The following is an 11,422-nucleotide window of genomic DNA, read 5'->3' as shown; positions in this document are numbered from 1 at the left end:
CAGGAGGCTTCATGCCGTTTATCGCCTGCGACGATGGCGTCGAACTGCATTACCGGCTGGACGGTCCGGACAATGCGCCGGTTCTCGTGCTGTCCAACTCGCTGGGCACCGATCTCGGCATGTGGGAGCCGCAGATGCCGGCGCTGGCGGAACGATATCGGGTGCTGCGTTACGATACCCGCGGCCATGGCCAGTCCGGCCTGCCGCCGAAACCCTATCAGGTCGACCGGCTCGGCCGCGATGTCCTGACCCTGATGGACGGGCTGGGCATCGACCGCGCGATGTTCTGCGGCCTGTCGATGGGCGGCATGACCGGCATGTGGCTCGGCATCCATGCGCCACAGCGCTTCAGCCGTCTCGTGTTGTGCAACACGGCCGCAAAGATCGGCACGCCGGAGGTTTGGAACACCCGCATCGCTGCGGTGGAGAAGGGCGGCATGGCGGCGATTCTGAATGGCGTGATACAGCGCTGGTTCACCGAGGATTTCGTCAAGCTGCACCCGTCATCCGTGAAGGTTATTTCGGATATGCTGCTGACCACGGCGCCGGAAGGGTATTGCGCCGCCTGCGCCGCCGTTCGCGACATGGATCAGCGCGATGGCATTGCTGCCATTCGCCTGCCCGTGCTGGTGATCGCCGGCACACACGACCTCGCCACTCCGGCGCAGGATGGCCGTTTCGTCGCCGATGCCATTCCCGGCGCCCGCTATGCCGAATTGCCGGCTGCCCATCTTTCCAATGTCGAGCGGGCCGAGGAATTCACCCAGCTGCTCACCGGTTTCCTGGCCGGCTGACTGAAAGGATATCGTGATGGATGACAAGGACCGCTATGGCGCCGGGATGACCGTCCGGCGCGCCGTGCTGGGCGATGCGCATGTCGATCGCTCGCTGACCAAGATCAACGACTTCAACGGCGATTTCCAGAATTTCATCACCCGCTATGCCTGGGGCGAGATCTGGACCGATCCCACCCTGGATCGCAAGACGCGCAGTTGCATGGTGCTGTCGACGATGATCGCGCTCAATCGCGTCGACGAGTTCAAGCTGCATGTGAAGGCCGCTTTCAACAACGGCCTGACCAAAAACGATATCCGCGCGGTGATCAAGCAGGCAGCCGTCTATTGCGGCGTTCCGGCCGGCAACAGCGCCACCCACTGGGCCGAGGAAGTCTTTGCCCAGATGGAAAAGGACGGCCATAAATTCTGACAATAAAAAAGCGGCGCCTTTCGGCGCCGCTTTTTCCCGGGGTTCGGGAACGATTAGTGCGAAGCCTGGCGCTGGCCGCGATTCTGGCCACCGCCCTGCTGCTGCGGCCGGCCGAAACGCTTGCCGCCCGGCTTGCGGTTCTGCTGCGGCTGGCCCTGATCGCTGCGGCCGCGATGGCCGTCGTTGCGCTGGCTATCCTTGCGGCCGCCGGCATGATTGTGGCCATGCGGGCGTTGCTGCTGGTGCGGCCGTGCCTCGCCTTTCGGCTCGGCGGCGGTGGCGGCCGCCAGCTTGGCGTCGCCGCGCCGATCCGTGAAGGGGATGCGCTGGCGCGTCACTTTTTCGATGTCGCGCAGATAAGCGCGTTCATCCTGGGCGCAGAGCGAGATTGCCATGCCGTCCTTGCCGGCACGCGCGGTGCGGCCGATGCGGTGGACGTAGCTTTCCGGCACATTAGGCAGCTCGAAATTCACCACATGGCTGACGCCGGTGACATCGATGCCGCGGGCGGCGATGTCGGTGGCGACAAGCACACGGACGCGGCCGGCCTTGAAATCGGCCAGGGCGCGCTCGCGCTGGCTCTGCGACTTGTTGCCGTGGATGGCGCTGGCCGGCACGCCACCGCTGGTCAGATGGCGGGCGACGCGGTCGGCGCCATGCTTGGTGCGGGTGAACACCAGCGCGCGCGTGATGCTGGCGTCGGTCATGATCTCGGCGAGCAGGGCGCGCTTGCGCTCGGCCTCGACGAAAATCACCTGCTGGTCGATGCGCTCGACCGTGGTGGCGGCCGGCGTCACCTCGACGCGCACGGGGTCTTTCAGGAAGCCGGCGGCAAGCTGGGCGATGTTCTGCGGCATGGTGGCCGAGAAGAACAGGCTCTGGCGCTGCTTGGGCAGGGCCTGCGAGATGCGCTTGATGGCATGCACGAAGCCCAGGTCGAGCATCTGGTCGGCTTCGTCCAGCACGACGGTCTCGACGGCGTCAAGCCGAAGGGTGCCCTGCTGCATGTGGTCGATCAGGCGGCCCGGGGTGGCGACGAGCACATCGACGCCACGCGCCAAGGCCTGCACCTGCGGGTTCATGCCCACGCCACCGAATACGACGGTGACCGAGAGTTTCATCTCGCGGCCATAGGCGCGGAATTTGTCGGCGATCTGCGAAGCCAGTTCGCGCGTGGGGCTCAACACCAGAGCGCGGCAGGTCTTCGGTGCCGGGCGGCGGTTATTGGCGGCCAGGCGATGCAGGATCGGCAGGGCGAAGGCGGCGGTCTTGCCGGTGCCGGTCTGGGCAATGCCCAGCAGGTCGCGGCCGGCCAGAACCGGAGGAATGGCCTGGGCCTGGATCGGCGTCGGCTGGGTGTATTTGCCCGCGATCAGGGCATTGAGCAGGGCCTGGTCGAGGCCGAGTTCGGTAAAGCTGGTCAAAATGGAATCCTTAAGTGTAAGCGCACGACGGCGCCAGGCGGCTTGCCTGCAGCGCAGCGATCGGACGCGGGTCCGGTAAAACGTCCCCGCGTGACCTGGGTCGTGAATGGGAGTGCGAGGCGTCGGGCAGGACGAAAGAGCCTGAAATGCTCTTCGCTCACGCGGCCACGACGCGAAGCCGTCGAAACGGCAGGCGGTATATGGGCCCTATATTGCCCAAGGTCAAGCGAAATAAGCGATTACTCTCAAAAGCCGTACAATTCCGCCGGGTTGTCGGTGAAGATCTTTTTCCGGTCGGCCTCATTCGGTGCCCAGTCCAGCATCAGGTCGAGCAGGGCGGCTTCGTCCGGATAACCGAATTTATGCGCCTGGGCATGCGGGAAGTTGCTGGCCCAGATCATGCGCTCTGGCGCCTGCTTCACCAATGCTTTCGCCAGAGCGCCGACATCCTCGTATTTCGGCTTGCCGGTTTTCGATGTCTCGTAAGCCGCTGCCAGCTTGACCCAGACATTGCCGCTATCCACCAGTCGCTGCAGGCATTGAAAAGACGGATGCTCCACCGGCACCGGTTCGAGGAATTTGCCGATATGGTCGATCACAACCTTGCAGGGCAGGCGGCGGATCATCGCCTCGTGCTGGGGCAGGTCGCGGCCATCGAGCTGCAGCAGCAGATGCCAGCCATGAGCCGCGACGCGGGCAGCCATTTCCTCTGCCACATCCAGCCCCAGCGTGCCGCCCAGCAGCGCCATGATACGCAGGCCACGTGCGCCGGCTTTGGTCAGGCGCTCCAGTTCGGCATCCGCCACACCGGGTTTCACCACGACAACGGCACGGGCAATGGAGCCCAGCTCGGCCGTGGCGGCGATGGTCAGGCGATTGTCGTCGCCATAGGCGTTGGGCTGCACCACCACGACCCGCTCGATCCCCAGCCAGGCCATCACCTGGCGGTAATCGCCCACCGAGGCATCCGGCGGCGTCGGCGTGCCGGGCAGGGCGGCATAGCGGCTGTCATAGAAATGGATATGGGTGTCGCAGGCACCCTTGGGCATCTGCAGTTCAGGCTTCGGGCCGGTGAGGATGCGGGTGTAGCTCATGATGGCTCCAGCGGTCAGGCAACACGGTAACGTCTCAGCACGTCTTCGTCTGGCACGAAGCCGATACCAGGCATGTCGGGGATGGCGATGTGGCCCTGTTGCGGCAGCGGTATGTCATGCCCGCTGAAGGCCTCGGGCCGGACATAGAGGAATTCGAACAGGCCGACATGCTCGAGATGGGCCGCCAACTGCAGGGTGGCCCAGTATCCCGGGCCGAAATAGGGTGAATGCGGCATCAGGGTTTTCTCGGCTACGCCCGCCAGTCTGGCCACGGCCAGGAATTCGCTTACGCCGCCCACCTTGATCACGCTGGGCTGCGGGTAGTCCAGCGCCGCGATCAGGCGGCGGAATTCCGTCGCCGTACAGGCGTTCTCGCCAGCCGAAAGCGGCACGCCAAAGCGGCGGCGCAAGGCGGCCAGCGTTTCGTAATCCTCGGGCGGAAAGATCGGTTCCTCGACCCAGAACAGGTCGAGGTCCCTCATCTTCGGCAACAATTCTTCGGCTTCCGCCAGGCTCCAGCCGCAATTGACATCCGTGGTGATGCGGATATGCGGGCCGACGGCGGCGCGTGCGGCGGCGATAGCCTGATAGGTGACCTCGTGCAGCTTGACGTCGCCATAGCCCTCCGCCACGGCTTTTTGCGTCATCGTCGCGATCGGTTCCGCGCCGCCATACCGCACCAGGCTGGCATAGGCCGGCACATGGCCGCGCCGGCGGCCGAGCAGCGCGGACAGGCTCTTGCCTGCACGCTTGCCGGCGATGTCCCACAAAGCGATATCCAGGCCAGACAGCGCGAAAATGGTGATGCCGTAGCGTCCCCAGATATGCAGTTCCTTCTGCAGGTCGCGGTTGAGCGCCGGGATATCGCTCGTTTCGCGACCGATGGCCAGCGGCGCAATCATGTCATGCACCGCGGCGCGCACGGCCGAGGCGCAGCTATAGGCGAAAGCCTCGCCCCAGCCGACCAGGCCGTCTTCGGTCTCGATCCGCAGCAGCAGGGTATCGAATTCGGTCCAGCCGCGGCGCTTGGCCCGCGGGCCATCATAAAGATCGCCGAAGGGTATTTTCAGCGTGACGGTATCAATGCTTTTGATCCGCATCCTTACAGCCGTTTTTTCAGGGCCTCGAAATCGCCATCGAATTCCTGGCTGCAGAAGGGGCTGCCGCCCTGGAAATGATCGCCGATGGGGTCTTTCGGCAGGGTCTTCTGTGCGTCCAGTGCTTCTGCCGCGAAATCCTCCGACTGGCCTGCCGGACGATAACCCAGCCGCAGGGCGTTGGCATTGTCCCACCAGGCCCGCTTGTTGTCGGACATGCCGTAAACCACTTCATAGATCAGATCGGGCTTTTCCAGGCCGATGCGGACCAGTTGCACCAGATCGTCGGGCTTCAGCCAGATCGCCAGCCGCCGCTCGTCGATCGGCTTGTCGCCGAAATTGCCGATGCGGATGCTCAGCACGCCCATGCCGTGCTTGTGGGCATAGAGCGCGCCGACGCCTTCGCCGAACAGCTTGCTCAGGCCATAGCGGGTGTCGGGTTTGGGCACGGCCTCGATGCCGATCTTGCGGCTGCGCGGATGGAAGCCCATGACATGGTTGGACGAGGCGAAAACCACGCGTTTCACGCCTTTGCGATGGGCCGCCTCAAACAGGTTGTAGGTGCCGATGATGTTGGCGTTCAGGATGGTTTCCCACGGGCCTTCCACGGAGAAGCCACCCAGATGCACGATCCCCTCGATACCCGAGCAGATCTTCTCCACGGCAGCCATATCGGCCAGATCGGCTGGGATGAAGGTTTCATCCGGGCGCAGGTCTGCCGGCGCCTTGATATCGCTCAGGACCAATTCGGGATAGATCGGCTTGAGCAATTGGCGCAGCCGCGTGCCGACGCCGCCGCTTGCTCCGGTCAGCAGAACGCGTTTCATGCCGGTCTCCTTATTGCGGCCCGAGTTTATCGATCAGCGCCTTCAGCATGGCATGTTCTTCCTCGCTGCAATCCACCAGTGGCGTGCGTACCGGACCGGCATCATAGCCGACCAGGCGGGCACCCGCCTTGATGATGCTGACGGCGTAACCTGGCCGGCGGTTGCGGATCAGAGCGTAAGGCATGAAGAAATCGTCCAGGATCCGCGTTGCCGCGGCGCTGTCGTCCCGGGCAATGGCGCGATAGAAATCCATCGCGGTTTTCGGAATGAAATTGAACACGGCCGAGGAATAAACCGGCACACCCATCGCCTTGTAGGGAGCGGCGAAGAATTCCGCCGTCGGCAGGCCGCCCAGATAGGCGAAACGGTCGCCCAGCTTGCGGCGGATCGCCACCATCAGTTCCAGATCGCCGATGCCATCCTTGAAGCCGATCAGATTCGGGCATTGCTCGGCCAGCCGGGCCAACATGTCAGGCCCCAGCCGGCAGACGCCGCGATTGTAGACGATGGCGCCGATTTTCACCGATTTGCAAATGGCGGCGATATGCCGGCTGATGCCTTCCTGGTCGGCCTCCACCAGGTAATGTGGCAGGATCAGCAGGCCGGCGGCACCCAGGCGTTCGGCTTCCTGGGCATAGGCAATGGCCTGCCGGGTGCCATAGCCGGTGCCGGCCAGGATCGGCACCTTGCCCTTGCAGGTCTCTACGGCCGTGCGGATCACGTCGCTGTATTCACCGGGCGCCAGCGAAAAGAATTCGCCGGTGCCGCCGGCGGCGAACAGGGCCGTGGCGCCATAGGGCATCAGCCATTCCAGCCGGCGGCGATAGCTGTTCGGCTCGAAATTACCGGCGGCATCGAAATCGGTCACCGGGAAAGACAGCAGGCCGCTGGAGATGGCCTCCTTCAGAGCATAAGGTTCCATTCTTATCTCACCTTTGAAATGAAACGGATCGTCAGGCGTTGTTGGCCGGGCTTGATTGCTCCATGGCCTTGCGCAGGCGTTCGCGACTGTTGCTCAGGTGCAGGCGCATGGCGGAGCGGGCGGCATCGCTGTCTTGTCGCAGGATCGCCTGGTAGATGTCTTCATGCTCGCGGTTGACGCGGCGCAGGTATTCGCTGCGATCGTCGGCGAAGAAACGGAATGTCTGCACCCGGGCGCGGGGGATCATCAGCGAGCCCAGATAGCCGAACAGATGGGTGAAGTGACTGTTGCCAGTGGCCTCGGCGATGGTCTGATGGAAATCCAGATCGGGCGCGACGGCATCCTCGGCCGCCTCGATGGCGGCTTCCATCTGGTCCAGCGCCTTGCGCATCGCCGTTACATGTTCGGGTTTGCGTCGTTGCGCGGCCAGGGCGGCGGCTTCGGCCTCCAGTCCGATGCGCAGTTCCAGCACATTAATCACTTCCTTGATCAGATCGAGGCTGGTTTCATCGATGCGGAAGGGCTGGTTGCTGGCCGCGGGCTGCACGAAGGCGCCGACGCCCTGTTGGGTGGCGACCAGCCCGGCCGCCCGCAGGCTCGAGATCGCCTCGCGCACCACCGTGCGGCTGACGCCGAATTCCTCGATCAGTTCCTGCTCGCTCGGCAGCTTGTCGCCGGGCTTGAGGCTGCCCTTGGCGATGCGCTCGGTCAGGGTCCTGACGAGCTGGGAGGTCAGGGTTTCGCGTCGGCGCAGAGCCGTCACCAGGAAGTCTCCTCGATTCACAACCGGTCCCGCCGGTTGTTGAGAGCTTTAGCATCCTTCATCTTGTATGACAACTGATAGGTTCTTTTGCATCTGTATCCTGCGCCATATCGCACCAAGGAAGCCGGATATTTTCATAAAATATTGATATTAATGATAAAATGTGAATTTCTGTATTGTGCCGTGAAAATTGTCATCACCCCATCTTTCGAGGATTGACTCGCATTTCGCTCCATGTTGTATGATGACACGACGACTGAACCATGTCGTGCAATGGCCGGGGCCCGCATGGCGCCTCGCACCAAGGGAGGAAAAAACATGAAATCCAGCACAGCTTTGCGCGCCTTCTTTGGCGCGGCCGTCGCGGTGGCGCTTTCGGGCGCGGCGACGGCGAAGGAATTCCGGTCGGCGGATGTCCATCCGATGGATTATCCGACCGTGCAGGCGGTGGCCTATATGGGCAAGCTGATCGGGGAACGCACCGGCGGCAAGCATTCGGTGAAGGTGTTCGGCCAGAGTTCGCTTGGCTCGGAGAAGGATACCATCGAGCAGACCAAGCTCGGGGCGCTCGATATGGTGCGCGTCAACATCTCGCCGTTCAACAACATCGTGCCGGAAACCATCGTGCCGGCGCTGCCCTTCGTCTTCAAATCCAAGGATCACATGCGCCGCGTGCTGGATGGCCCGATCGGCGAGGAGATTCTGAAGTCGCTGGAGTCGCAGGGCTTTGTTGGCCTGGCTTTCTATGACAGCGGCTCGCGCAGCTTCTACACCACCAAGAAACCGATCAAGTCGGTTGCCGACATGAAGGGTATGAAGATTCGCGTGCAGCAATCCGACATGTGGGTGGCGATGATGCAGGCGCTTGGCGCCAACGCCACGCCGCTGCCCTATGCCGAGGTCTATACCGCGCTGAAGACCGGCGTGGTGGATGGCGCCGAGAATAACTGGCCGTCCTACGATTCCTCGCGGCACTACGAAGTGGCGCAGATGTACAGCCTGACCGAACATTCGATGGCGCCGGAACTGCTGGTCTTTTCCAAGAGGGTCTGGGATGGCCTGTCGAAGGACGAGCAGGACGTGATCCGCAAGGCAGCCAAGGACTCGGTGCCCTATATGCGCAAGCTGTGGGATGAACGCGAGGAAGCTTCGCGCAAGACGGTGGAGGCCGGCGGCTCGAAGATCATCAGTGACCTGGACAAGAAGTCGTTCCAGGCTGCGATGCAGCCGGTCTATGCCAAGTTTGCCGGCGATGCCAAGCTGCAGGCGCTGGTGAAGCGCATCCAGGAAACCAACTGACGCATTCCAAGTCCTGTAACGCGAAGAACCGGGAGTATCCATGCTGCGCTGGCTCAGTCCCATCAACGCCTGGATCTCCCGGCTTTGCATGTATGTCGCCGTTATCGGGCTGCTCGGCATCGTCGCGGTGGTCGCCTATCAGGTCTTCGGCCGTTATGTGCTGAATGACACGCCGACCTGGGCCGAAAGCCTCGCGCTGGTTCTGGTGCTGTATGTCACCATGTTCGGTGCCGCGGTCGGAGTGCGCGACGCCGGGCATATCGGCCTTGAATCCGTATTTGTCATGATCCTGCCCGAGCGGCACCGCATCTGGGTGGAAATCCTGATCCATCTGCTGGTGGCCTGTTTTGGCCTGGTCATGGGCTGGAATGCCTGGCTGCTGGCCGATTCCGTGATGGCCTACAAGATACCCACACTGGGCCTGCCTGAAGGCCTCAACCATCTGCCGCTGTCGATCGCCGGCGGTCTGATTGCGCTGTTCTCGCTCGAACATATTCTCGCCCTGCTCGCGGGCGAAGAGGTCCGCCCCTCATGGCATTGATCATCCTGGCTGTCAGCTTCTTCGGTTTCCTCGTCCTCGGTGTGCCGGTCGCGTTCTCGATCGGCCTGTCCGCCGTCGCCACCATCCTCTACGAGGGCCTGCCGCTCGCCGTGGTGTTCCAGCGCATGACGGCAGGTATGAACATCTTCTCCTTCCTGGCGATCCCGTTCTTCATCTTCGCCGGTGAGCTGATGCTCTATGGCGGCGTGGCCGACCGCATCGTGCAGTTTGCCAAGAACCTGATCGGGCATATCCGTGGCGGGCTCGGCATGTCGAATGTCGTGGCCTGCACCCTGTTCGGCGGCGTGTCCGGATCGCCGGTGGCCGACGTTTCGGCCATGGGCGCGGTGATGATCCCGATGATGAAAAAGGAAGGCTACGACGCCGATTACGCCGTCAACGTCACCACGCATGCCTCGCTGGTCGGCGCCCTGATGCCGACCAGTCACAACATGATCATCTATTCGCTGGCCGCCGGCGGCAAGGTCTCGATCGCCGCGCTGATCCTGGCCGGCATGATCCCGGCCGTGCTGCTTACCATCTGCATGCTGGTGGCCGCCTATCTGGTGGCGATCCGGCGTGGCTACCCGGCCGGGGTGTTCCCGGGCTGGAACGCCGTGGCCCGCTCGGCCGCGGCCGCCATTCCCGGCCTGTTCGTGGTGGTGATCATCATCACCGGCATTCTCTCCGGCGTGTTCACCGCCACGGAATCGGCGGCCATCGCCGTGATCTATGCGATCCTGCTGGCGACCCTGCTGTATCGCTCGCTGAAATGGGAGCACCTGATCAAGGCGGCCGCCAAGGCGGTCAAGACCACCGGCATCGTGCTGCTGCTGATCGGCGTGTCGAATACCTTCGGTTACCTGATCAGCCTCTACAGCGTGGCCGATCTGACCGGGCAGGCGCTCAGCAGCGTCACGACGTCCCCCTGGATGATTTTCCTGCTGGTGAATGTGATCCTGTTCGTGCTGGGCACCTTCCTGGATATGGCCGCCACCATTCTGATCTGCACGCCGATTTTCCTGCCGATCTGCATGCAATACGGCATGGGGCCGGTACAGTTCGGCATGCTGATGCTGATCAACTGCGCACTGGGACTGAACACGCCGCCGGTCGGTACCACGCAATTCGTTGGCTGTGCCATCGGCGGGGTTTCCATCGGCACGGTGATGCGCACGATCTGGCCCTTCTATGGCGCCCTGATCGCGGCCCTGTTCCTGGTCACATACGTGCCGGCCTTCTCGCAGTTCCTGCCCGATTATTTCCTCGGTCACCACTGAGGCGATCAAGCAGGGGCGATCAAGCAGGGGCGGGCGATCAAGAGGGTTGGGCTCGCAGGCATCCCGCGCTAGTCTGGCGGCGGAGGTGCGGTCATGCCCGAAGCCGTCGATCTAGTCATCACACCACGCAGCCGCGACCTGGGCGAGGGATTCATGGTGCGGCGCATCCTGCCCTATGCGAAGCGGCGGCATGTCGGCCCCTTCGTTTTCCTCGATCATATGGGTCCGGCCGATTTCGCGCCCGGCCACGGCCTCGATGTGCGCCCGCATCCCCATATCGGCCTCGCCACGGTAACCTATCTGTTCGAGGGCGAAATCATGCATCGCGACAGCCTGGGCGTGGTGCAGCCCATCCGCCCCGGTGACGTGAACTGGATGGTGGCGGGGCGGGGCATCGTGCATTCCGAACGGACCCGCGACGAACTGCGCCGCAGCGGCTCGGCCCTGCATGGCATCCAGTCCTGGCTGGCGCTTCCGCAGGCACATGAAGAAACCGCGCCGGATTTCCGGCATTACCCGGCCGCCGGCCTGCCCGAGGTCGAACTGCCCGGAGCCAGGATGCGTCTGATCGCAGGGAAGGCCTTTGGCGCGGTGTCGCCGGTGCAGACTTTCGCACCGATGTTCTATCTCGACGCGGTGCTGGACGATGAGGCGGTGTTGCCGCTGCCCGAGGACTACGAGGAACGGGCCGTCTATGTCGCCATTGGCGTGGTGATGTTGGACGGCGAGCGGTATGAGGCCGGCAGCATGCTGGTGCTGCGGCCAGGCAGTCGCCCGCGGATCGCGGCGCAGGGACCGGCGCGGCTGATGCTGCTGGGTGGCGCGCCGCTGGATGGCGAACGGCATCTGTGGTGGAATTTCGTTTCCTCTTCGAAAGAGCGGATCGAACAGGCCAAGGCCGACTGGCGCGCCGGCCGTTTCGTCATGGTGCCCGGCGATCCGGAATTCATCCCCCTGCCGGAGGCTTGA

12 protein-coding genes are annotated in these 11,422 nt (G+C 63.3%); 6 read left to right on the top strand and 6 right to left on the bottom strand.

Annotation, left to right across the window (positions count from 1 at the left end; genetic code table 11):
- Positions 1–11 precede the first annotated feature (11 nt).
- Both pcaD and pcaC read left to right on the top strand, forming a co-directional pair.
- Entirely contained in the window at positions 12–794 is a 783-nt protein-coding gene (gene pcaD, locus ACE3OO_RS03825; protein WP_374299890.1) for a 3-oxoadipate enol-lactonase, read from the top strand.
- A 16-nt stretch (positions 795–810) separates the two neighbouring features.
- Positions 811–1,206 carry a 4-carboxymuconolactone decarboxylase gene (gene pcaC / locus ACE3OO_RS03820; RefSeq protein WP_374299888.1) on the top strand — a complete coding sequence of 132 codons (396 nt, stop codon included), beginning with the start codon at positions 811–813 and terminating at the stop codon, positions 1,204–1,206.
- A 53-nt stretch (positions 1,207–1,259) separates the two neighbouring features.
- Here pcaC and ACE3OO_RS03815 read toward each other — a convergent pair whose 3' ends face one another.
- The 6 genes from ACE3OO_RS03815 to ACE3OO_RS03790 all read right to left on the bottom strand — a co-directional run bounded on the left by ACE3OO_RS03815 (position 1,260) and on the right by ACE3OO_RS03790 (position 7,333).
- Complete coding sequence (locus tag ACE3OO_RS03815; protein WP_374299886.1) at positions 1,260–2,630, bottom strand: DEAD/DEAH box helicase; 1,371 nt, start codon at positions 2,628–2,630, stop codon at positions 1,260–1,262.
- 245 nt (positions 2,631–2,875) lie between these two features.
- On the bottom strand, positions 2,876–3,724 hold the full coding sequence (locus ACE3OO_RS03810; protein ID WP_374299884.1) for an amidohydrolase family protein: 849 nt from the start codon (positions 3,722–3,724) through the stop codon (positions 2,876–2,878).
- A gap of 14 nt (positions 3,725–3,738) precedes the next feature.
- The gene (locus ACE3OO_RS03805; protein ID WP_374299881.1) at positions 3,739–4,824 is read right to left on the bottom strand and encodes a mandelate racemase/muconate lactonizing enzyme family protein; all 1,086 of its coding nucleotides are present in this window, start codon (positions 4,822–4,824) and stop codon (positions 3,739–3,741) included.
- Between the two features lie 2 nt (positions 4,825–4,826).
- Positions 4,827–5,648: an NAD-dependent epimerase/dehydratase family protein gene (locus tag ACE3OO_RS03800; protein ID WP_374299880.1), complete on the bottom strand. Its 822-nt coding sequence runs from the start codon at positions 5,646–5,648 to the stop codon at positions 4,827–4,829.
- A gap of 10 nt (positions 5,649–5,658) precedes the next feature.
- On the bottom strand, positions 5,659–6,570 hold the full coding sequence (kdgD, locus tag ACE3OO_RS03795) for a 5-dehydro-4-deoxyglucarate dehydratase (RefSeq protein WP_374299878.1): 912 nt from the start codon (positions 6,568–6,570) through the stop codon (positions 5,659–5,661).
- A 31-nt stretch (positions 6,571–6,601) separates the two neighbouring features.
- The gene (locus tag ACE3OO_RS03790; RefSeq protein WP_374299876.1) at positions 6,602–7,333 is read right to left on the bottom strand and encodes a FadR/GntR family transcriptional regulator; all 732 of its coding nucleotides are present in this window, start codon (positions 7,331–7,333) and stop codon (positions 6,602–6,604) included.
- A gap of 318 nt (positions 7,334–7,651) precedes the next feature.
- On the opposite strand from ACE3OO_RS03790, the gene ACE3OO_RS03785 reads away from it, so the two are divergent.
- From ACE3OO_RS03785 to ACE3OO_RS03770, 4 genes are all read left to right on the top strand, one after another.
- A complete protein-coding gene (locus ACE3OO_RS03785) occupies positions 7,652–8,632 on the top strand; it encodes a TRAP transporter substrate-binding protein (protein ID WP_374299874.1) in 981 nt (326 codons plus the stop codon).
- Positions 8,633–8,672: 40 nt separating this feature from the next.
- Positions 8,673–9,173, top strand: coding sequence for a TRAP transporter small permease (locus tag ACE3OO_RS03780; RefSeq protein ID WP_374299872.1), 501 nt, complete (start codon positions 8,673–8,675; stop codon positions 9,171–9,173).
- Positions 9,164–10,453 (top strand): TRAP transporter large permease, encoded by a 1,290-nt coding sequence (locus tag ACE3OO_RS03775; RefSeq protein ID WP_374299870.1) that lies wholly within the window; start codon positions 9,164–9,166, stop codon positions 10,451–10,453. Before ACE3OO_RS03780 ends, ACE3OO_RS03775 begins: the two co-directional genes overlap by 10 nt.
- A 93-nt stretch (positions 10,454–10,546) precedes the next feature.
- On the top strand, positions 10,547–11,422 hold the full coding sequence (locus tag ACE3OO_RS03770; RefSeq protein WP_374299868.1) for a pirin family protein: 876 nt from the start codon (positions 10,547–10,549) through the stop codon (positions 11,420–11,422).

Origin of the sequence: Ferrovibrio sp. (assembly GCF_041906005.1) — a bacterium.
In the GTDB taxonomy this organism is placed as follows: Bacteria; Pseudomonadota; Alphaproteobacteria; order Ferrovibrionales; family Ferrovibrionaceae; genus Ferrovibrio.
Note: the sequence above shows the minus strand (reverse complement) of the source record. Positions and strands in the feature narration are given on the sequence as shown.

Excerpts from the sequence above, each read along its gene's own strand:
- pcaD (WP_374299890.1), top strand. The coding sequence starts at position 12 with ATGCCGTTTATCGCCTGCGACGATGGCGTCGAACTGCATTACCGGCTG.
- pcaC (WP_374299888.1), top strand. The coding sequence starts at position 811 with ATGGATGACAAGGACCGCTATGGCGCCGGGATGACCGTCCGGCGCGCC.
- ACE3OO_RS03810 (WP_374299884.1), bottom strand. The coding sequence starts at position 3,724 with ATGAGCTACACCCGCATCCTCACCGGCCCGAAGCCTGAACTGCAGATG.
- ACE3OO_RS03805 (WP_374299881.1), bottom strand. The coding sequence starts at position 4,824 with ATGCGGATCAAAAGCATTGATACCGTCACGCTGAAAATACCCTTCGGC.
- ACE3OO_RS03800 (WP_374299880.1), bottom strand. The coding sequence starts at position 5,648 with ATGAAACGCGTTCTGCTGACCGGAGCAAGCGGCGGCGTCGGCACGCGG.
- kdgD (WP_374299878.1), bottom strand. The coding sequence starts at position 6,570 with ATGGAACCTTATGCTCTGAAGGAGGCCATCTCCAGCGGCCTGCTGTCT.
- ACE3OO_RS03785 (WP_374299874.1), top strand. The coding sequence starts at position 7,652 with ATGAAATCCAGCACAGCTTTGCGCGCCTTCTTTGGCGCGGCCGTCGCG.
- ACE3OO_RS03780 (WP_374299872.1), top strand. The coding sequence starts at position 8,673 with ATGCTGCGCTGGCTCAGTCCCATCAACGCCTGGATCTCCCGGCTTTGC.
- ACE3OO_RS03775 (WP_374299870.1), top strand. The coding sequence starts at position 9,164 with ATGGCATTGATCATCCTGGCTGTCAGCTTCTTCGGTTTCCTCGTCCTC.
- ACE3OO_RS03770 (WP_374299868.1), top strand. The coding sequence starts at position 10,547 with ATGCCCGAAGCCGTCGATCTAGTCATCACACCACGCAGCCGCGACCTG.